Genomic DNA, 20,533 nt, shown 5'->3' with positions numbered 1-20,533 from the left:
TCGTTTCCGGAGCCGATATGAAAGCCGTGGGACTGACCCGATATCTGCCGATTGACGACCCCGCCGCACTTCAGGACCTGAGCATTGCGCCACCGGGCGCGCCGCAGGGACGCGACCTGCTGGTGCGAATACAGGCTGTTTCCATCAATCCGGTCGACACCAAACAGCGCGCGCCGCGCCCGCAGCAGGAGAATCCTGCGCGGATCCTGGGGTATGACGCGGCCGGCGTGGTCGAGGCGGTAGGCCCGGAGGTCACCGCGTTCGCCCCCGGCGATGAGGTGTATTACGCGGGCGATGTCACCCGCTCGGGTTGCAATGCGCAGTATCAGTGGGTGGACGAACGCCTGGTCGGGCGCAAACCCACCACGTTGGATTTCGCCGAGGCCGCCGCGTTGCCGTTGACCACGCTGACCGCGTGGGAACTGCTGTTCCAGCGCATGCCGCTGCACCTTGAAGACCGCCGCCATCGCGGGCAGCACCTGTTGATCATCGGCGGTGCCGGCGGCGTCGGTTCGATGGCGACCCAGCTCGCGCGCCATGCCGGCTTCAGCGTGATCGCCACCGCCTCGCGCGAGGAAACCCGTGCGTGGTGCATGCAGATGGGCGCCGACCACGTGATCGATCATCGCCAGCCGCTGGCTGCGCAATTGCAGGCACTGGGCATCGCGCAGGTGCAGGTGGCGCTGAACCTGGCCGACACCGACCAGTACTGGGAGGCGCTGGGCGAGCTGCTGGCCCCGCAGGGACATGTGGGGCTGATCGTTGAACCGCGCGGACCGTTGCGCATCGGCGATCCGTACAAAGCCAAATGCATCGGCATCCATTGGGAGTTCATGTTTGCCCGGTCGCGCTTCCAGACCGAGGACATGATCGAACAGCACCGCATTCTGAGCCGAGCCGCCAGCCTGATCGACGCGGGCGAACTGCGCACGACCGCACATACGCATCTGGGCTCGATCACCGCAGCGAACCTGCGTGAGGCACATCGCCAGCTGGAAGGCGGCGGCGTGATCGGCAAACTGGTGCTGTCCGGCTGGGACTGACGCGCGCGGCAATGTGTCTGCGCAGATTCGCGCGTATCTGTATCTGTCGGCGGTGCGAAGGGCCCCCTACAGTCAGTGGCCGTTCCGGTGAAACCGACATGCCCACGTCCCTGCCCCTGCGCCTGCTGCAACTCCTGCTTGGTCTGTTCCTGTATGGCTTCGGCGCGGCGGTGATGATCCGCGCGGCGATCGGCGTGGCGCCCTGGGATGTGCTGTCACAGGGCATCGCGCTGCAGACGCCGCTGTCCTTCGGCGTGGCCACCAACGTGATCGGCGCGCTGGTGTTGCTGCTGTGGTGGCCGATACGGCAGAAACCCGGCCTGGGCACCGTGCTCAACGTGCTGCTGATCGGCCCCAGCGCGCAGTTCGGGCTGTGGCTGCTGCCGCAGGTGCAGGGACTGGCCTGGCAGATCCCGATGTTCATCTGCGGCCTGCTGCTGGTCGCGCTGGCTACCGGCCTGTACATCGGCGCACGCTTCGGGCCCGGCCCGCGCGATGGCCTGATGACTGGCCTGCACGCCCGCACCGGCTGGCCGATCTGGATCGTGCGCAGCGCGATCGAAGGCACCGTGCTGCTGATCGGCTGGTGGCTCGGCGGCAATGTCGGCGTGGGCACGCTCGCCTTCGCGCTGCTGATCGGCCCGCTGTGCGGGGTTACCCTGCCGCTGTTCGGCATCCGCAAGCCCGCCCCGGCCGCCGTCGCACCATAACAGCGCCGGTGCCGGACCGGCGATCGGCACCGGCCGGGGCGCCTGCGCTTGCTCTTCAGAGGCATTCGCGGCACCCTGCGGGCTTCCGTACGCAAGCGTATCCACATGTCGCCAGCCGCCGAATCCACCGCCTACCCGCATCTGTTCACCCCGCTCGACCTGGGCTTCACCCAGCTGCGCAACCGGGTCCTGATGGGGTCCATGCACACCGGCCTGGAAGATCGTGCGCGCGATTTCCCGCGCTTGGCGGCCTATTTCGCCGAGCGTGCCGCCGGCGGCGTCGGGCTGATCGTCACCGGCGGCTTCGCGCCCAACGTGGTCGGCTGGCTCAAGCCGTTCGGTGGCAAGCTGTCCTGGCCGTGGGAAGTGCGACCGCATCGCCAGGTCACCCGGGCCGTGCACGACAACGGCAGCAAGATCTGCCTGCAGCTGCTGCATGCCGGCCGCTACGCCTACCACCCCCTCTCGGTGGCCCCCTCCAAGCTGAAGGCCCCGATCAACCCGTTCACCCCGCGGGCGCTGTCCGCGCGCGGGGTGGAGCGCCACATCGCTGATTACGCGCGCAGCGCGCGGCTGGCCCGCGAGGCCGGCTACGACGGCGTCGAGGTGATGGGTTCGGAAGGCTATCTGATCAATGAGTTCATCGCCCCGCGTACCAACCAGCGCACCGACCGCTGGGGCGGCGACGCGGCACAGCGCATGCGCTTCGCCGTCGAGATCGTGCGCCGCATCCGCGAGGCCTGCGGGCCGGACTTCATCATCATCTACCGGCTCTCGCTGGTGGATCTGGTGCCCGACGGCAGCAACTGGGCCGAGATCGTGCAGCAGGCGCAGGCGATCGAGGCGGCGGGCGCCACGCTGATCAATTCGGGCATCGGCTGGCACGAGGCGCGCATCCCGACCATCGCGACCTCGGTGCCACGCGGCGCCTTTGCCGGGGTCACCGCCAAGCTCAAGCCGCATGTCCGCGTGCCGGTGATCGCGACCAACCGCATCAACATGCCCGACGTGGCCGAACGCATCCTTGCCGCGGGCGGGGCCGATATGGTGTCGCTGGCGCGGCCGCTGCTGGCCGACCCGCAGTGGGCCAACAAGTCACGCGCCGGGCGTCCGGAGGCGATCAACACCTGCATCGCCTGCAACCAGGCCTGTCTGGACCACGTGTTCGAGAACAAGACCGCCAGCTGCCTGGTCAACCCGCGCGCCGTGCACGAGACCGAGCTGGTCTACCACCCGACCACCGCCCCGCGCCGGATCGCCGTGGTCGGTGCCGGCCCGGCCGGGCTGGCCTGCGCGACCGTGGCTGCCGAGCGTGGCCACGCGGTGACGCTGTTCGACGCCGGCAGCGAGATCGGCGGGCAGTTCAATGTCGCCAAGCGCATCCCGGGCAAGGAAGAATTCCACGAGACGCTGCGCTATTTCCGCCACAAGCTGGGCGAGACCGGTGTCGAGGTGAAGCTGGGCACCGTGGCCGACGTGGCCGCGCTGGCCGGTTTCGACGCGGTGGTGATCGCCACCGGCATCATCCCGCGCCGGGTGGATTTCCCCGGCGCCGACCACCCCAAGGTGGTCACCTACCTGGATGTGCTGCTCGGCAGGGTCCAGGTGGGCGAGCAGGTCGCGATCATCGGCGCCGGCGGGATCGGCTTCGATGTCGGCGAGTTCCTGGTCCACCAGGGGCCCTCCTCCGCGCTGGACCCGGCACGCTGGATGGCCGAGTGGGGCGTGGACCCCAGCTTCGAGGGCCGGGGCGCGCTGGCCAAACCGGCACCTGAAGCACCCGCGCGCAAGGTCTGGCTGCTGCAGCGCAGCCCGGGCAAGCCCGGCGCCCGGCTGGGCAAGACCACCGGCTGGATCCACCGCGCCACGCTCAAGGCCAAGGGCGTGAGCATGCTGGGTGGCGTGACGTACCTGGGCGTGGATGACAGCGGCCTGCGTATCGGCGTGGACGGCCAGGAACAGCTGCTGCCGGTGAGCCATGTGGTGGTCTGCGCCGGCCAGGAACCGCGCCGTGATCTGCACGCCGCGCTGCAGGCCGCCGGCATCCATGCGCAGCTGATCGGCGGTGCGGACGTGGCCGCCGAACTCGACGCCAAGCGCGCGATCGATCAGGGCAGCCGGGTCGCGGCCGCGCTCTGATCCGGGTCGAAACCGACCTGAATACGGGGCTGAACGGCCGATTCAGCCCCACCTCCTAACCTGAATGTCAAGCGTTCGGGTTCAGGATGTATTGGGAAATCCCCCCCTATCGTGCGCCAACTTTCCCGCTCACCACCCAGTTCGAGTGAGCGCGCGGACCCCACGTCTATTCGGGTCCGCCCCCGGGCGGCCCCGATGGCCGCCTCCCCATGACGCCAAGTCGTACCCACGCCCCGTCCGCATGATCGGATGGAACAGCCAGGTGCGGCCCACACGGAGCAAGGAGATTTATGAAACTGGCCTGGATTCTCTGGCTGTCACAGTTGTTGCCGCAGCCTGCCGCCGATTCGTTGTGCCTGAGCACGACCGTCTACCTCGAAGCGCGTGACCAGACCCTGCGCGGCCAGCAAGCCGTCGCGGAAGTGGCCCTGCGCCGCCTGGACAGCGGCTTGTGGGGCGACTCGATGTGCCAGGTGGTGACCGCCCGCAAGCAGTTCGCCCCGACCATCGTCGCGCCCGGCACCCAGCTCGGCAACGCCGATGCCTGGCAGGAAGCGATGACCGTGGCCTTCGATGCCGAGCGCAACTGGGCCCTGCCGGCCGGTGAGCGCAAGGAGATCGTCCCGGGTGCGAGCCACTTCGCCGCCCTGGCAATCGCCAACCCGAGCTGGCGCAACGCCTACCAGGTGGCCACCATTGGCGATCACACCTTCTACCGCGTGCAGAAACTCAAGCCGCGCGCGTCGTAACGATCTGTTACGGCCATACCGTTGAGGATGCGAGGCCGGCTCTGGAATAGTGGGCGGCTCACCTTCCACCCATCCGCAACGGAGTTCCCATGAAGCTGTACAGCAAGCCCGGAGCCTGCTCCACCGCCGATCACATCGCCCTGCAGTGGACCGGCCAGCCGTTCGAGGTGGAACTGCTCGACAAGGACACCCTGAAGGCCCCCGCCTTCCTGGCCATCAATCCGGCCGGTTCGGTCCCGGTGGTGGTCGACGGCGATTTCGTGCTGACCCAGAACGCGGCCATCCTGGGCTACATCGCCGATACCTATCCGCAGGCCGGCCTGACCGGTGACGGCAGCCCCAAGCAGCGCGCCGAAGCCACCCGGTGGCTGTCCTTCGTCAACTCGGACCTGCACCCGGCATTCAAGCCGCTGTTCGGGCCGGCCACCTTCATCGAAGACGACACCCAGTACGACGCGCTCCGCGCCGCCGCCCGCAAGCGCCTGCGTGGCCTGTTCGAGCGCGCCGATGCGCAGCTGGCCGACCGCCCCTGGCTGGCCGGGTTCCGCAGCTTCGCCGACCCGTACTTCTACATCACCCTGCGCTGGGCCGCGGGCGCGAAGATCGACCTGAGCGGCCTGGACAACATCGCTGCCTTCAAGCAGCGGATGGACGCCGATGCCGGCGTGCAGGCGGTACTGAAGGCCGAAGGCCTGAGCTGACCGGTGCGGCTGACGTAGACGGATAAGAAGAAGCCCGGCAGTGCCGGGCTTCTTCGTTTCCAGCGCGTGCGAGGTGATCAGCCAACGACCTCGACCACAGTGCCCTCGGCATCGCGCAGTTCGCTCGGCTCCACCACCACCTGCAGCGCCGGCCAACCCGGGATCGCATAGGTGCCACGGCGGGGCATGACCGTGGCGACCAGCGCCTGCACCGTGGCCGGTGCCAGCTGGCAGTCCAGCGCATCACCCTCGACCACCAGCGCATTGGCGGCCGCCGGCGACAGCGTGATCTGCCGATCGTTGCCGACCAGCGTCAATGGCTGGCCGAACAGCAACCGCGCCGGCAACAACGCGAGCAGCGATTCCACCTGGCGCGCGCCCAGCGTCACGGTCAACTGCTGCCCTGCGCCCTCGCCCTGCACCGACCCGCCCAGCTTTTCCAGGAACAGATAGGCCGTCTGCGAGCCCTCGCGTGCCGCACCCTCGGCCACGGCGGCCGCCAGCGCGGGATCGTCCAGCAGCGAGCCGCGCGCGATATCGGTGATCCACAGCGGCATCTTCGGCAGCAGCGCCTCGAGCACGCCGGTGGTCGACCAGCGCTTCACCGCCTCCATCTCGTCATCGGTCAGCCCGATCACCTGCAGGAACGCCAGCGAACCGTTGGGCGTCTCGCGCGCCGGCAGCTGCGGGTCGCGCATGAAGGCGACGTGCCGCAGTGGCGTATCAGTGTCGGCGGCGATCGGCCCGCCCGCATTGAGGTAGTGGCCCTGCTGGAACACCTTGCCGTTGGCGAACACGTAGCGCGCCAGGTTCTGCAGGAAATTCATCGCCCACGGCGGTGGCTCGCTGCCTGCCGCAGCGGCAACCCGGACGCTCAGCTCGAAGCCGTAGCCACTGGTGGCCGGATCATCGCTCTCTTTTTCATACAGCTCGGAGAAGCCATAGCTGACGAAGTGCCAGTGCGGCAGCGGCGCATCGTTCCAATATGCGCTGATGCCGTCCAGCGGGTCCTCGCCACCCAGCAGCGAACGCAGCACCGGGCCGTAATGCTGCGGCGCCTGCGTGGGATACACCGCCTTCAACGCGGCATCGATGGCATCCCACCCGGGGGCGGCGTCGTCCTCGATCTCATCCACCATCGCCATCCTCCCGCACACGAAACAGCACGCATTCTAAACAGCGTGCTGCCTGGCTGCCGTCGACGTATCGCCTCAGGCGATCACGACCTCGGTGTGCAGCAGCGCGTGCGTTTCTTCCAGCCAGCGGTTGGCCAGTGCCGGGCTTTTCGCCTTGCTGATCGCAGCGGCCAGGTCCGGCCACAGCTTCTCCAGGCCGCCGGCATCGGTGCAGCGCTCGACTTTCAACTGCATGAAATACCCCTTCAGACCGAGATACCTGCGCACCGATTCGCTCATCCAGTCATACAGCCGCTTGTACAGCTCCGGATCCTGCTCGCGCCCGGCGGTCAGCGCTGCAGCAATGACCGGTGCGGCACTCCCGCCGACGACCTCGATCAACCCCATTGCCGACAGCTGCGCCAGCGCATCGTCCGGTGCGCGCAGGCCCGGCAACAACGCGGTCAACGCGGTGTCATCGCGCTGACCATCGACCATCAGCAGCATGGACCGCAGCGCAGGCGGCAAGCGCCGCGCACGGTCCTCGATTTCCTGACGGCCAGCGGCCGTCTTGGCCTGGATATACGCCATGTGTTCCCCCTTCACGTGGTGCCCTATCACACGCGTCGGCCGGCCGTTCGCCGCTACCTGCGCGCCCCCTGTGATCTTCCAGGCCATCAATGTCCGGCGGCCGCCCCAGGCGCGCCGTATCCCCAGCGCGCGCGTGCCGCCGGCAAGACCCGCACCGATCACGTCCGCAGCTTACCCGAGCGTTCGCGTCGCCGGTAATGCGCTGCAGCATCGTGCGGGGAGCCTAGCGGGTCAGCTCCCCAGCGCGCGCCGGATCTCGTCCAAGGCCGCCGGGTCGTCCAAGGTCGACAGATCACCCGGATCACGCTCCTCCGCCAGCGCCTGCAGCGAGCGCCGCAGCAGTTTGCCCGAACGCGTTTTAGGCAGCGCGTTGACGATATGGATGTGCGCCGGCCGCGCGACCGCGCCCAGGGTATTGGTCACCCGCTGCATCATCTCGGCCGCCACGGCACTCCCGTCGCCCTGCAGGGCCTGCTTGAGGGTGACGAACACCAGCGGCACCTGGCCCTTGAGTTCATCCTTGACCCCGATCACGGCGGCCTCGGCCACCAGCGGATGGCCGGCGATGCATTCTTCGATCTCGCGCGTGCCCAGGCGGTGCCCGGCCACATTGATGACATCGTCGGTGCGGCCGAGGATGAAGGTGTAGCCGTCTTCGTCCTGGATCGCCCAGTCCAGCGAGCTGTACAGCAGTTCCTTGAAGTGGCTGAAGTAGCTCTGGATGAAGCGCGCGTCGTCCTTCCAGACCGTGGTCATGCAGCCCGGCGGCAGCGGCGGGATCATCACCAGCACGCCCTTCTGCCCCGGCGCGACGGTCTCGCCGGTGTTCTCGTCGATCACCTTCATCCGGTAGCCGAGGTTCGGAAAACCGGGCGAGCCGAAGCGCACCGGTTTCATGTCCACGCCCGGCAGCAGGGTCAGTGCCGGCCAGCCGGTTTCGGTCTGCCAGTAGTTGTCGATGATCGGCTTGCCGAGTGCGTCGTTGATCCAGTGCGCGGTCGGCTCGTCGAGCGGTTCGCCGGCGAGGAAGACGTACTTCAATGCTTCCAGATCGTGGCGGCGGATGAAATCGGCGTCGTGTTTCTTGAGCACGCGGATCGCGGTCGGCGAGGAGAACAGCGTGCGCACGCCGTACTGTTCGCACAGCGCCCACCAGATGCCCGGGTCCGGGTGGGTCGGCAGCCCTTCATAGAGCAACGAGGTGCAGCCGCCGATCAGCGGGCCGTACACGTTGTAGGAATGCCCGACCGCCCAGCCCACATCCGAGGTGGAGAACATCACCTGGCCGGGCTTGCAGTCGAACACCGTCTCCATCGACTGCGCCATCGCGACTGCGTAGCCGCCGACATCACGCTGCACGCCCTTCGGCTTGCCGGTGGTGCCGGAGGTGTAGAGCAGATAGCTCGGCTCGCTGGATTCCAGCCACACCACCGGTACATCCTGGTCACCTACCTCGGCACGCAGCGTGGCGTAATCGACGTCACGACCGGGCACCTTCGGCTCGGCCGGGTCCAGCCCGCGTGAGACGATCAATACATGCGGTGGCGGCGAGGCGGCTTCGGCGCAGGCGGCATCGACCATCGCCTTGTACGGAATCACTTTGCCACCGCGCTTGCCGGCGTCGGCGGCGATCAACAGCTTCGGTTCGGCGTCATCGATGCGCAGTGCCAGGTTGTGCGCGGCGAAACCGCCGAACACCACCGAGTGGATCGCCCCGATGCGTGCACACGCCAGCATCGCGAACACCGCTTCGGCCATGTTCGGCATGTAGATCACCACGCGGTCGCCACGCTGTACGTCCAGCCGCTGCAGCACGGCGGCGAAGGCATTCACTTCGCGGTGCAGTTCGCGGTAGGTGATCTCGCGGGTAACGCCGGTTTCGCTGGAGATGGCGACGAGGGCGAGCTGGTCGGGACGGTCGACCAGATGACGGTCCACCGCGTTGTAGCAGAGGTTGGTTTCCCCGCCGACGAACCAGCGCCGGAACGGCGGATTGCTGTAGTCGAGGATCTGCTGCGGCGGTGTATGCCAGTAGATGCGCTGGGCCTCTTCGCCCCAGAACGCCTCGGGTTCATCGACCGAACGTCGATAGACATCTTCGTAACGCATGACAGCCCTCCCAGACAAAGTCATGGGATCGAGCATAGTCCGATGGTGAGGCGCGGGCCGTCCGACCTTGGTCGTAGGGCCGGTCGGTGGGTGGGGCGCTGGCCCCCCATACCCTTTCCGGCGAATGTCCTCCGGCGTCGGCCTGCGGCCGCCCCCTCCTCCTTTATTTCGCCTACAAGGGCATGGGGGGCCAGCGCCCCACCCACCGACCGCCGCGCGGAAAAGACTCAGTACGCGCCTTTGCACCCCCTATGGGAGAAGAAACAAAAAAAACGCCGGGCAATGCCCGGCGTTTTTTCAATTCGTACCGACCAACGATATTCGCGCCGTCCTGGCGCTCACCCTTCGGGCCGGCGCTTTGCACCGTTGAGAACGGCTCCTGCCGTTCTCTTCGGCACCTGTCGTGGCGTGCGATCAGCCCAGCAGGTGGGCGACGCCCGAACGCTCTTCTTCCAGCTCGGCCAGGGTCTTGTCGATGTACTTCTGGCTGAAGTCGTCGACCGGCAGATCCTTGACCAGGGTGTACTCGCCGTTCTCGGTGGTGACCGCGAAGCCGAAGATCACGCCTTCCGGAATGCCGTAGGAGCCGTCGGACGGCACGCCCATGGTGACCCACTTGCCGTTGCTGCCCAGCACCCAGTCACGGATGTGGTCGACGGCGGCATTGGCGGCCGAGGCGGCCGAGGACGAGCCACGGGCTTCGATGATCGCCGCGCCGCGCTTGCCCACGGTCGGGATGAAGGTGGAGGCGTTCCATTCCTGGTCGTTGATCGCCTCGGCGATGGAGGCACCCTCGGCGGTGGCGAAACGGTAATCCGGGTACATGGTCGGGCTGTGGTTGCCCCACACGATCAGCTTCTCCATGCCACCGACCGGCTTGCCGAGCTTGGTCGACAGCTGGCTCAGCGCACGGTTGTGGTCCAGGCGCAGCATGGCGGTGAAGTTGCGCGGGTTCAGATCCGGTGCCGACTTCATGGCGATGTAGGCATTGGTGTTGGCCGGGTTGCCGACCACCAGCACCTTGACGTCACGCTTGGCGACCTTGTTCAGCGCCGCGCCCTGGGCGGTGAAGATCTTCGCGTTTTCCAGCAGCAGATCCTTGCGCTCCATGCCCGGGCCGCGCGGACGCGCGCCGACCAGCAGGGCGATGTCGGCATCCTTGAAGGCCACTTCGGCGTCATCGGTACCGACCATGCCGGCCAGCAGCGGGAAGGCGCAGTCTTCCAGTTCCATCATCACGCCGCGCAGGGCGGCCTGGGCCTTGTCGACTGGCAGCTCGAGCAGCTGCAGGATGACCGGCTGGTCCTTGCCCAGCATGTCGCCGGAGGCGATGCGGAACAGCAGGGCGTAGCCGATCTGGCCGGCGGCGCCGGTCACGGCAACACGAACAGGTGCTTTCATGGGGATTTCCTCTGCTAAGAATCGTAAAAACGGCCCCCTTCACAGGGGGCCGTCGGGATCGGATCAGGCGCTGGGGATGAGCTTGTTCCACTCCGCCACGCGCTCGGCCTGGGCGGCCAGCACGGCGTCGGTGTCGCCTTCCAGGGTGATCGAATGGATCACGTCGCCCTGCTTGACCGAGTCCACGATGGCCTGGCCGTCGAGCACCTGGCCGAACACGGTGTGCTTGCCGTCCAGCCAATCGGTCTTGATGTGGGTGATGAAGAACTGGCTGCCGTTCGTGTTCGGGCCGGCATTGGCCATCGACAGCGAACCGACCTGGTGCTTCACGCCGTTCTTTTCATCTTCGAACTTGTAGCCCGGGCCGCCGGTGCCCTGGCCCTTGGGGCAGCCACCCTGGATCATGAAGTCCGGGATCACGCGGTGGAAGACCAGGCCGTCATAGAAGCCGTGCTTGACCAGATTGACGAAGTTGGCGACCGTCAGCGGGGCCTTGTCGGCGAACAGCTCGACCTTGATCGGGCCCTGGGTGGTGTCGAAAGTGGCGATGAGGGACATGCAAATCCTTGGGGTACGGGGGTTTGTCGTTAGCCCCATAGGATACACCCGTGGTATGCACCACCGCATGCGCGCTGCCGCCCCACGCTTCGCTGCGCGAACCGCGGCCCCCTCTTGCCAGCACCCACACCCCCGCCGCTTCGCGGCAGCCCCCTGACTCAGGGGGCGATGGTGCTTCCTGCATCATCGCGGCCACCCGGACAGGCGCCCCTCACACAGCTGAATGCCCGTCCGGCAAGGCTTGCGACGCACTTTTCGCGATTGGTCATCTTGGCCGTATAATGTTGGACTTCTTTTTCCAAATCCGGCGCCGACTGGCCCCCTTTCGCATGTCTATCGAAAATCTTCGCAACATCGCCATCGTCGCCCACGTCGACCACGGTAAGACCACCCTCGTCGACCAGCTGCTCAAGCAGTCCGGCACCCTCTCCGAGCGCACCGTGCTCGCCGAGCGCGTGATGGACAGCAATGACCAGGAAAAGGAACGCGGCATCACCATCCTGGCCAAGAACACGGCCATCACCTGGGAAGACAAGAAGACCGGTATCAAGAACCGGATCAACATCGTCGACACCCCGGGACACGCCGACTTCGGCGGCGAAGTGGAGCGCGTGCTGTCGATGGTCGACACCGTGCTGATCCTCGTCGACGCGATGGACGGCCCGATGCCGCAGACCCGCTTCGTGACCCAGAAGGCCTTCGCGATGGGCTTCAAGCCGATCGTCGTGGTCAACAAGGTCGACCGCCCGGGCTCGCGTCCGGATTGGGTGATCGACCAGGTCTTCGACCTGTTCGACAAGCTCGGCGCCACCAATGAGCAGCTCGACTTCCCGATCGTCTACGCCTCGGCCCTGAACGGCTACGCGGGCCTGGAAGACACCATGCGCGACGGCGACATGACCCCGCTGTACGAAGCGATCATGCAGCACGCGCCGATGCCGGAAGTGGACCCGGAAGGTCCGTTCCAGATGCGCATCAGCCAGCTGGACTACAACAACTTCGTGGGCGTGATCGGCATCGGCCGCGTGCAGCGCGGCACCCTGAAGAAGAACATGCAGGTCGCGGTCATCGATCGTGAAGGCAAGAAGCGCAACGGCAAGGTCGCGCAGGTGCTGGGCTTCCTGGGCCTGGAGCGCATCGAGCAGGACACCGCCGAGGCCGGCGACATCGTCGCCATCTCCGGTATTCCGGAACTGACCATCTCCGACACCCTGTGCCACCCGGATACCCCGGAAGCCCTGCCGGCGCTGACCGTCGATGAACCGACGATCTCGATGACCTTCCAGGTCAACAACTCGCCGTTCGCCGGCAACAAGGACCTGTCCGGTGGCAAGTTCCTGACCAGCCGCCAGATCAAGGACCGCCTGGATCGCGAGCAGGTCCACAACGTGGCCCTGAAGGTGGAACAGCTGGAAGACGCCGACAAGTTCCTGGTCTCCGGCCGTGGCGAACTGCACCTGTCGGTGCTGATCGAGAACATGCGTCGTGAAGGCTACGAGCTGGCCGTGTCGCGCCCGGAAGTGATCATCAAGCAGATCGACGGCCAGGCCATGGAGCCGATCGAGCAGCTGGTGGTGGACATCGAAGAGCAGCACCAGGGCGGCGTGATGGAAAAGCTGGGCACCCGCAAGGGCCAGCTGAAGAACATGGAGCCGGACGGCAAGGGCCGTGTGCGCCTGGAATACCAGATCCCGGCCCGTGGCCTGATCGGTTTCCAGAACGAGTTCAAGACCCTGACCCAGGGTTCGGGCCTGCTGTTCCACGTGTTCGACCATTACGGCCCGAAGGAACAGGGTTCGATCGCCAAGCGCCAGAACGGCGTGATGATCGCCAATGCCCCGGGTGCCACCCCGGCGTACTCCCTGGGCCCGCTGCAGGAACGCGGCAAGCTGTTCGCTGCTGAAGGCGACAACGTGTATGAAGGCCAGCTGGTCGGCATCCACTCCAAGGACAACGATCTGACCGTCAACGCGATCAAGACCAAGCCGCTGACCAACATGCGCGCCTCGGGCAAGGACGATGCGATCCAGCTGACCCCGGCGATCAAGTACTCGCTGGAGCAGGCCCTGGACTTCATCGAAGACGACGAGCTGGTCGAGATCACCCCGAAGGAAATCCGCCTGCGCAAGAAGGGCCTGACCGAAAGCGACCGCAAGAAGGCCTCGCGCGGCGGCTGATCGGACCCATTGTCGTGATCGACAAGCCCTACAACCCGGATCCTCACAAGCATCCGGGGCTTCACCTGATCGCCTTGCTGGAAGCCAGCAAGGCGGTTCTGGCGCTATTGGCTGCGACCGGGCTGGAAATGCTCGGTCCGCAGCCCCTGCGCGATGCGGTCAATGCCCTGATCCGCCGGTTCAGCCTGGACCCGGATCACGGCACCCTGCCCTCGCTGCTCAACATGATCAGCCCCGATGCAGTGCATCTGGCGGCTGCTGCGATGGTCGCCTACGGCGTCCTGCACTTATTCGAGGCCTGGGGCCTCTGGCGCGCCAAAGCCTGGGCTTCCTGGCTGGGCTGCGTCACCGCGGGCATCTACCTGCCGTTCGATATCTACGCCATTCTCCGCCATCCGGGCTGGGCCTCGTGGTCGGTGCTGGTGATCAATCTGATCGTGGTCGGCGTACTCGCCCGCGATATCCGCAAACGCCACGGCACGATCGCCAACGCGGCTTGAGTTGCCAAGCGCCGCCTGTGCTGGTTAGCCTGTCGGCCGGTTCGGGGGAACAGGCATGCGCCTGACACTGACGTCATTGATGCTCATCGCGCTGGCCGGCTGCAGCCCGGGCCCGGCGCCTCTGCATGCCCGCGAATCGCCCACGCCTTCACCGACCGCAGCGCTGCCCTTCGCCTATGCCGAGGCCGACATCAGCGCGCTGCAAGCGCGGATGGCCAGCGGCGAGCTGGACAGCGTCACTCTGGCCCGCGCCTACCTGGACCGCATCGCCCGCCTCGACCGGGCCGGCCCGCGCCTGCGCGCGGTGATCGAGCTCAATCCCGATGCGCTGCGCGAAGCTGCCCAGTTGGACGCCGAGCGCCGCCAAGGGCAGCTGCGCGGCCCGCTGCACGGCATCCCGCTGCTGCTCAAGGACAACATCGGCGCCAGCCCCATGAGCACCACGGCCGGTTCGCTCGCGCTGGAAGGCTTCCGCCCCGACGATGCGTTCCTGGTCAAGCGGCTGCGCGCGGCGGGGGCGCTGATCCTGGGCAAGACCAACCTCAGTGAGTGGGCCAACTTCCGCTCCAGCCAGTCGATCTCCGGCTGGAGCGCGCGCGGCGGCCAGACCCGCAATCCCTACCGGCTCAGCCATAACCCGTGCGGCTCCAGCAGTGGCAGCGCGGTGGCGGTCTCGGCCAATCTGGCGGTGGCCGCGATCGGCACCGAGACCGACGGCAGCATCGTCTGCCCGGCCGCGGTCAACGGCGTGGTCGGCTTGAAGCCGACCGTGGGACTGGTCAGCCGCGAAGGCATCATCCCGATCTCTTTCAGCCAGGACACCGCCGGCCCGATGACGCGCAGCGTGGCCGATGCGGCCGCCCTGCTGACCGCCATGGCCGGCCGGGACGAGGCTGACCCGGCTACCGCCACCATGCCGGGGCGCGCCGTGTACGACTACACCTCGCGCTTGAACGCCGATGGCCTGCGCGGTGCGCGGATCGGCGTGCTGTATGGCGACCTGCTGCAGAAGCCGGGCATCGCCCCGGCCCTGCAGCATGCCGTGGCCGTGCTGCGCGACGCGGGCGCGACCGTGGTGCCGGTGCAGTTGCCGACCCAGGGCCAGTGGCAGGAGGCTGAGCAGATCGTGCTGATGCATGAGTTCAAGGCTGGGCTGCAGCGCTACTTCACCACCTACCAGGCGCCGGTGCGCACGCTGGACGACGTCATCGCGTGGAACCGGCAGCATGCGGGCAAGGAACTGGCGCTGTTCGATCAGGACCTGATGGACACCGCCGCCACCATGGGCGGCCTGGGCACCCCGGCGTACATCCGCGCACGCAGCGATGCGCGCCGGCTGGCCGGCCCGGACGGCATCGATGCAGTGCTGCGCGAGCAGAACCTCGATGCGCTGGTGGCACCGACCACCGGGGTGGCCTGGCCGATCCGGCCCGGCCGCGGCGATGATTTCCCCGGTGAAAGCTACAGCGCGGCCGCGGTGGCGGGGTACCCCAGCCTGACCGTGCCGATGGCGCACGTGAACGGCCTGCCGCTGGGGCTGCTGTTCATGGGCACCGCATGGAGCGAGCCGCGGCTGATCGAGCTGGGCTACGCCTACGAGCAGCGCACCCGCGCACGTCGCCCGCCGCGGTTCCAGACCGACACCCTGCTGACGAACGGCGTCGCGCCCTGAGGGGCGTGTACCGGCCAACGGCCGGCACTACCGGGATGCGTCACCCGGGTCCGGCAGGACCGCCGGCTCCCCATCTTCGGCACCGGGCGAACGCACGTCCTCGGCCGGCTGCGAACGCGCGCGGCGCATCGGCGCGGCCTCCTGATTGAGCTCGGCGCGGGTGCGCGGCAACGACTGAGGATGTTCGCGGGCGAGGAAATCGAGCATGCGTTCGCGCACGATGCAGCGTAGATCGAAGGCATCGCCGGAGTTGCGTGCGCTCACCAGCAGACGCACCTGCAGGGTGTGTTCGCTGGTCTCGGTCACCTGGGTCACGCAGACCTGGCCATCCCACAGCGCCTCGCCGTTGCAGATGCGCTCCAGTTCGGCGCGGATCGCCGGGATCGGCGCGGTGTAATCCAGCCACAGGAAGGCGGTGCCAAGCAGATCGGCGCTGCGCCGCGTCCAGTTCTGGAACGGGTGTTCGATGAACCAGGTCAGCGGCACCACCATGCGTCGCGCATCCCAGATCCGCACCACCACGTAGCTGCTGTTGATCTCTTCCACCCGGCCCCACTCGCCCTCGACGATCACCACATCGTCCAGCCGGATCGGCTGGGTCAAGGCGATCTGCAGGCCGGCGATCAGGTTGCCGAACACCGGCTTGGCCGCGATACCGGCGACCAGCCCGATGATGCCGGCCGAGGCCAGCAGCGCGGTGCCGATCTGGCGCACCATCGGGAAGGTGAGCAGGATCAGCGAGACGCCGACCAGGATGATCGCGCCCATCAACACGCGGCTCAGCACCCGGGTCTGGGTCTGGATGCGGCGCGCTTCGAGGTTGTCGGCCACCTCCATCGGATGGTCGCGCAGGATCGCCTGCTCGCCCGCGGCCACAGCCCGCACCAGCAGCCAGATGACGCAGCCGGTCACACCGATGTGCAGCAGCCGCAGTGCCTGTTCAAGCCGGTGCTCGTGCAGCGGCGTCGCTTCCAGCGCGGGAATCAACAGCAACAGCGGCAGGGCAAATGCCAGCGGCCGGCTGATCACGCGCGCGATGCGGGCGCGGCGGTAGTCGCGGTCTTTCAGCCGCCGCGTCAACGCCATCAACAACCACCAGCCGCTGATCCCGATCGCCAGTGCGATCGAGATCGGCCATAGATACAGCGCTGCCTGCTGCCAGTCCACGGTCACTGCACGCTCCTGTGTTCTTCGCAAGGAAGTGCACAGCATGCCGGTGCCACCATGACCATCGTGTCAGGCGAATGTAAGGTGCGTGTCGAGGACACGCACTGGTATCAGTCGGCGTAGTGCGCCTGTTTGCGCACGATCGCCATCGCGATTTCAAGCGACTGCTCGTAGTTCAGGCGCGGATCCACCGACGAGCGGTACGCGCGTTCCAGGTCGCGCTCGGTCAGCTCACGCGCACCGCCAGTGCATTCGGTCACGTCCTCACCGGTCAGCTCCAGATGCACGCCGCCCAGCCGGGTGCCGGCCGCAGCGTGCAGGTCGAAGGACATCTCGACCTCGCCACGCACGTTGTCGAAACGCCGCGTCTTGTAGCCGTTGCTGGTGCTCTCGGTGTTGCCATGCATCGCATCGCACACCCACAGCACGCGCCGGCCATCGCGCTTGACCGCATTCAACAGCGGCGGCAGTTTTTCGGCGATCTGTGCCGCCCCCATGCGGTGGATGAAGCTCAGGCGGCCCGGCTCGTCCTCGGGGTTGAGCACGTCGATCAGGCGCAGCAGCTGGTCCGGCTGCACCGACGGGCCCACCTTGATCGCGATCGGGTTGCGCACGCCACGCAGATACTCCACGTGTGCGCCATCGAGAGCGGCGGTGCGCATGCCGATCCACGGGTAATGCGTGCTCAGGTTCAACCAGCCCTGCTGGCGCGGCACCTGGCGGGTCAACGCCTGTTCGTAGGGCAGCAGCAGCGCTTCGTGCGAGGTGTAGAAATCGATCCGGTTGAGGTTGTACACCTGCGTGCCGGACAGGGTTTCCATGAAACGCACCGCATCGCCGATCGAGGACACCATCTTCTGGTAATCGGTAGCCAGCGGCGAGTGCCGCACCCACTCCAGGTTCCAGTATTCGGGGTGGTGCAGATCGGCGAAGCCGCCATCGATCAGCGCCCGCACGAAGTTCATCGTCATCGCCGAGTGCGCATGCGCCTGCAGCATCCGGCGCGGGTCCGGCAGACGGGCGGCCTCGGTGAACTCCGGCGCATTGATCACGTCACCCCGATAGCTGGGCAGGGTCAGGCCGTCGCGGGTTTCGGTATCGGCCGAGCGCGGCTTGGCGTACTGCCCGGCGAAACGCCCGACCCGGATCACCGGCTTGCGCATGCCGTGCACCAGCACCAGGCTCATCTGCAGCAGCACCTTGAGCCGGTTGGAGATGGTGGTGGATTCGCAGTCGCTGAAATTCTCCGCGCAGTCACCGCCCTGCAGCAGGAAGCGCTTGCCTTCCTGGGCATCGGCCAGCTGCTGCTTGAGCGCCAGGATTTCCCAGGAGGTCACCAGCGGCGGCAGCCGCTTCAGTTCGTGCAGGGCGGCATCCAGTGCCAGCGGGTCCGGGTAGGTCGGCATCTGCAGCGCCGGCTTGCCCCGCCAGCTCTCCGGCGACCAGGCAGCGTCGACAGCGGTCGCGGCGGGATCGGCTACAGGCGGGGCGGACAGGCTCATCACGGACTTCCGGGGTGTGGGGCCGGTCATGGTCGCAGAGCGCGCCCCCGGCGCAAAGGGGCGGGCCCGTGCCCGGAGGCTGAACGCTGAAGAAAGGACACCACGATCGGCCAGATCGCGCATGCTCCAGCGGCATCGGACAGGCGCATGATTTGTTACGGAGTAACACTTGCCAGGCCGGCCCCTCCTCCCTTTGCCCAGCCAAGCCATCCTCATGAAGCCCTCCCTGCTTGCTACCGGTATCGCTGTTTCCCTGGCCCTGACCGGCCTGCCCGCCCTCGCCGCCACCCCATCCACCGCCGCCCCTGCGGTGACCGAGCTGGATGCGGTCACGGTCAGCGCCAAACTCGACCAGGCGCGCAATGCGCTGTCGCCGGATATCGGCAGCAGCCAGTACCAGATCACCGCCGAAGACATCCAGAACCTGCCGCTGGGCGCCTCCACCCCGTTGAACCAGGTGCTGCTGCAGGCCCCGGGCGTGGTCCAGGACTCCTACGGCGGCGTCCACGTGCGCGGCGACCATGCCAACCTCCAGTACCGGCTCAACGGCGTCCTGCTGCCCGAATCGATCTCCGGCTTCGGCCAGACCCTGGATGCCCGCGCGATCAAGAGCATCCGCCTGATGGACGGTGCGCTGCCGGCGCAGTTCGGCGAGCGCACGGCCGCTGTGGTGGACATCACCACCCGCAGCGGCGCCGAGTTGGGCGATGGCGGCAGCGCCGGCCTCACTGCCGGCTCCTACGGCAAGGTCAACCCCAACGCCTCGTGGTGGGGCAGCCAGGGCCGCTGGAGCTGGTATCTGACCGGCAACTACGACCAGAACCAGGTCGGCATGGAAAACCCCACCGCCTCGCGCAGGCCGGACCACGATGACACCCACCAGGGCAAGGCATTCGCCGACCTGACCTATCTGATCAACGACGACACCCGCCTGAGCCTGTTCGCCGGGTTCTCCAACAACCGGTTCCAGATCCCGGTCAACCCTGGCCAGACCCCGCAGTTCGGCTACCTGGATACGGTCACTGCGGACTCCGCCGCGCTGGACGAAACCCAGCGCGAGACCACCCGCTTCGGCATGCTGGTGCTGCAGGGTGCGCTGGGCAGCACCGCCTACCAGGTTTCGGCCGGGCAGCGGTACAGCGACCTGTCCTTCAACCCGGACCTCGCCGGCGATCTGATCTTCAACGGCGTCGCCTCACAGGTGGAACGCAGCAACCGCGCCAACACCGTGCAGGCCGATTTCTCCACCCCGCTCGGTGAAAACCACACGCTGCGCTACGGCCTGTACGTCAACGCCGAGCGCGCCCGCGCCGGCAGCGACACTTGGGTGTTCCCGGTCGACGCCGACGGCCAGCAGGCCAGCACCACGCCCCTGCGCATTCCGGAGGCGAGCGCCTTCAACGCCACCACCACCGCGGTCTATCTGCAGGACGAATGGCGCCTCGGCGAGGACTGGACGGTCAATTACGGCCTGCGCGGTGACCGCTACAAGGCGTTCGGCGGCACCGAAGGCCAGCTCAGCCCGCGGGTGGGCGTGGTCTGGAACGCCACCGACAGCACCACCGTGCACGCCGGGTACTCGCGCTACTTCACCCCGCCGGCCAGCGAACTGGTGGCCAGCAGCGACATCGCGCTCTACGACGGCACCACCAACCAGCAACCGACCGGGGGGAGCACCACGCCGCTGTCCGAGCGCAGCGACTACTACGACATCGGCGTCTCCCAGCAGGTGGGCGAACACCTCACCCTGGGCCTGGACGCTTACGACCGCAAGGTCGACCGCCTGCAGGACGAAGGCCAGTTCGGCGCCGCCTACATCTACTCCACCTTCAACTATCGCCTCGGCCACATCCACGGCGTGGAATTCAGCGCCGACTACAGCAACGGCCCGCTCAGCGCCTACGTCAATGCCGCCTACAACAAGGCCATGGGCAAGCAGGTGATCACCGGCCAGTACAACCTCGATCCCAAGGCACTGGCCTACGTCCAGAACAACTGGATCCATCTGGACCACGACCAGAAACTGACCTCGTCCGGCGGCATCAGCTACGCCTTCGCCGGGCACAACCGTCTTGGCGCCGACTACGTGTTCGGCAGCGGCCTGCGCTCGGATGCCGATGGCATCCCCAACGGCGGCGAACTCCCCGCCTACCTGCAGCTCAACCTCAGCGCCGGCCACGACTTCAACGCCGACAGCGGCCACCCACTGCATGCACAGATCGCCCTGGTCAACGCACTGGACCGCAGTTACCAACTGCGCGACGGCGGCGGCATCGGCGTCTTCGCCCCGCAATGGGGTCCCCGCCGCGGCGCCTACCTCAGCCTGCAGCAGGACTTCTGAGCTTCGCGAGAAAGCCCTGCCATTCAATCAGATCAGCAGCATCCAGACCTGATCGCAG

The 20,533-nt window shown here is 67.1% G+C and carries 16 protein-coding genes; 9 read left to right on the top strand and 7 right to left on the bottom strand.

All coding sequences use genetic code 11. The features are described from left to right. Positions 1-17 precede the first annotated feature (17 nt). The 5 genes from AC06E9_RS10750 to AC06E9_RS10730 all read left to right on the top strand — a co-directional run bounded on the left by AC06E9_RS10750 (position 18) and on the right by AC06E9_RS10730 (position 5,342). The gene (locus AC06E9_RS10750) at positions 18-1,043 is read left to right on the top strand and encodes a zinc-binding alcohol dehydrogenase family protein (protein ID WP_152154338.1); all 1,026 of its coding nucleotides are present in this window, start codon (positions 18-20) and stop codon (positions 1,041-1,043) included. A gap of 98 nt (positions 1,044-1,141) precedes the next feature. Further along, positions 1,142-1,753, top strand: a complete 612-nt coding sequence (gene yczE, locus AC06E9_RS10745) for a membrane protein YczE (protein WP_121042915.1) — start codon at positions 1,142-1,144, stop codon at positions 1,751-1,753. A gap of 105 nt (positions 1,754-1,858) precedes the next feature. Next, entirely contained in the window at positions 1,859-3,892 is a 2,034-nt protein-coding gene (locus AC06E9_RS10740; protein WP_478056029.1) for a 2,4-dienoyl-CoA reductase FMN-binding domain-containing protein, read from the top strand. Between the two features lie 290 nt (positions 3,893-4,182). Continuing rightward, positions 4,183-4,641: a cell wall hydrolase gene (locus AC06E9_RS10735; protein ID WP_088435200.1), complete on the top strand. Its 459-nt coding sequence runs from the start codon at positions 4,183-4,185 to the stop codon at positions 4,639-4,641. Positions 4,642-4,730: 89 nt separating this feature from the next. Next, entirely contained in the window at positions 4,731-5,342 is a 612-nt protein-coding gene (locus AC06E9_RS10730) for a glutathione S-transferase family protein (RefSeq protein WP_478056028.1), read from the top strand. Between the two features lie 77 nt (positions 5,343-5,419). Here AC06E9_RS10730 and AC06E9_RS10725 read toward each other — a convergent pair whose 3' ends face one another. From AC06E9_RS10725 to AC06E9_RS10705, 5 genes are all read right to left on the bottom strand, one after another. Beyond that, complete coding sequence (locus tag AC06E9_RS10725) at positions 5,420-6,481, bottom strand: suppressor of fused domain protein (RefSeq protein ID WP_478056027.1); 1,062 nt, start codon at positions 6,479-6,481, stop codon at positions 5,420-5,422. 72 nt (positions 6,482-6,553) lie between these two features. Further along, positions 6,554-7,048, bottom strand: coding sequence for a hypothetical protein (locus tag AC06E9_RS10720; protein ID WP_121042910.1), 495 nt, complete (start codon positions 7,046-7,048; stop codon positions 6,554-6,556). Between the two features lie 231 nt (positions 7,049-7,279). Then, the gene (gene prpE, locus AC06E9_RS10715) at positions 7,280-9,157 is read right to left on the bottom strand and encodes a propionate--CoA ligase (RefSeq protein ID WP_282263854.1); all 1,878 of its coding nucleotides are present in this window, start codon (positions 9,155-9,157) and stop codon (positions 7,280-7,282) included. A gap of 414 nt (positions 9,158-9,571) precedes the next feature. Beyond that, positions 9,572-10,558 (bottom strand): malate dehydrogenase, encoded by a 987-nt coding sequence (locus tag AC06E9_RS10710; protein WP_121042906.1) that lies wholly within the window; start codon positions 10,556-10,558, stop codon positions 9,572-9,574. Positions 10,559-10,621: 63 nt separating this feature from the next. Next, on the bottom strand, positions 10,622-11,116 hold the full coding sequence (locus tag AC06E9_RS10705; RefSeq protein ID WP_121042904.1) for a peptidylprolyl isomerase: 495 nt from the start codon (positions 11,114-11,116) through the stop codon (positions 10,622-10,624). Between the two features lie 329 nt (positions 11,117-11,445). On the opposite strand from AC06E9_RS10705, the gene typA reads away from it, so the two are divergent. Genes typA through AC06E9_RS10690 form a run of 3 tightly spaced genes read left to right on the top strand, consistent with a single transcriptional unit; the run spans position 11,446 to position 15,465 of the window. Continuing rightward, entirely contained in the window at positions 11,446-13,293 is a 1,848-nt protein-coding gene (gene typA, locus AC06E9_RS10700; protein ID WP_478056026.1) for a translational GTPase TypA, read from the top strand. A 14-nt stretch (positions 13,294-13,307) separates the two neighbouring features. Continuing rightward, positions 13,308-13,793, top strand: a complete 486-nt coding sequence (locus tag AC06E9_RS10695) for a DUF2127 domain-containing protein (RefSeq protein WP_121042900.1) — start codon at positions 13,308-13,310, stop codon at positions 13,791-13,793. A gap of 55 nt (positions 13,794-13,848) precedes the next feature. Then, positions 13,849-15,465 carry an amidase gene (locus AC06E9_RS10690; protein WP_478056025.1) on the top strand — a complete coding sequence of 539 codons (1,617 nt, stop codon included), beginning with the start codon at positions 13,849-13,851 and terminating at the stop codon, positions 15,463-15,465. Positions 15,466-15,492: 27 nt separating this feature from the next. Here the strand turns inward: AC06E9_RS10690 and AC06E9_RS10685 are convergent, their stop codons facing one another. After that, on the bottom strand, positions 15,493-16,677 hold the full coding sequence (locus AC06E9_RS10685; RefSeq protein ID WP_478056024.1) for a mechanosensitive ion channel family protein: 1,185 nt from the start codon (positions 16,675-16,677) through the stop codon (positions 15,493-15,495). 65 nt (positions 16,678-16,742) lie between these two features. Further along, a complete protein-coding gene (locus AC06E9_RS10680) occupies positions 16,743-18,134 on the bottom strand; it encodes a class II 3-deoxy-7-phosphoheptulonate synthase (RefSeq protein ID WP_121042896.1) in 1,392 nt (463 codons plus the stop codon). A 214-nt stretch (positions 18,135-18,348) separates the two neighbouring features. Here AC06E9_RS10680 and AC06E9_RS10675 point away from each other — a divergent pair, with 214 nt between their 5' ends. Then, complete coding sequence (locus tag AC06E9_RS10675) at positions 18,349-20,475, top strand: TonB-dependent receptor (RefSeq protein ID WP_478056023.1); 2,127 nt, start codon at positions 18,349-18,351, stop codon at positions 20,473-20,475. The last annotated feature ends 58 nt before the right edge of the window (positions 20,476-20,533 follow it).

The organism is Stenotrophomonas sp. Steno-Z10-BAI (genome assembly GCF_056393115.1).
The sequence above is the reverse complement of the archived record's forward strand: the minus strand, read 5'-3'. Positions and strand labels throughout refer to the sequence as shown.

Coding starts and splice junctions, on each gene's coding strand:
- prpE (WP_282263854.1), bottom strand. CDS start 9,157: ATGCGTTACGAAGATGTCTATCGACGTTCGGTCGATGAACCCGAGGCG.
- yczE (WP_121042915.1), top strand. CDS start 1,142: ATGCCCACGTCCCTGCCCCTGCGCCTGCTGCAACTCCTGCTTGGTCTG.
- AC06E9_RS10740 (WP_478056029.1), top strand. CDS start 1,859: ATGTCGCCAGCCGCCGAATCCACCGCCTACCCGCATCTGTTCACCCCG.
- AC06E9_RS10675 (WP_478056023.1), top strand. CDS start 18,349: ATGAAGCCCTCCCTGCTTGCTACCGGTATCGCTGTTTCCCTGGCCCTG.
- AC06E9_RS10735 (WP_088435200.1), top strand. CDS start 4,183: ATGAAACTGGCCTGGATTCTCTGGCTGTCACAGTTGTTGCCGCAGCCT.
- AC06E9_RS10725 (WP_478056027.1), bottom strand. CDS start 6,481: ATGGTGGATGAGATCGAGGACGACGCCGCCCCCGGGTGGGATGCCATC.
- AC06E9_RS10685 (WP_478056024.1), bottom strand. CDS start 16,677: ATGCTGTGCACTTCCTTGCGAAGAACACAGGAGCGTGCAGTGACCGTG.
- AC06E9_RS10690 (WP_478056025.1), top strand. CDS start 13,849: ATGCGCCTGACACTGACGTCATTGATGCTCATCGCGCTGGCCGGCTGC.
- AC06E9_RS10710 (WP_121042906.1), bottom strand. CDS start 10,558: ATGAAAGCACCTGTTCGTGTTGCCGTGACCGGCGCCGCCGGCCAGATC.
- AC06E9_RS10680 (WP_121042896.1), bottom strand. CDS start 18,134: ATGAGCCTGTCCGCCCCGCCTGTAGCCGATCCCGCCGCGACCGCTGTC.
- AC06E9_RS10730 (WP_478056028.1), top strand. CDS start 4,731: ATGAAGCTGTACAGCAAGCCCGGAGCCTGCTCCACCGCCGATCACATC.
- AC06E9_RS10705 (WP_121042904.1), bottom strand. CDS start 11,116: ATGTCCCTCATCGCCACTTTCGACACCACCCAGGGCCCGATCAAGGTC.
- AC06E9_RS10750 (WP_152154338.1), top strand. CDS start 18: ATGAAAGCCGTGGGACTGACCCGATATCTGCCGATTGACGACCCCGCC.
- typA (WP_478056026.1), top strand. CDS start 11,446: ATGTCTATCGAAAATCTTCGCAACATCGCCATCGTCGCCCACGTCGAC.
- AC06E9_RS10720 (WP_121042910.1), bottom strand. CDS start 7,048: ATGGCGTATATCCAGGCCAAGACGGCCGCTGGCCGTCAGGAAATCGAG.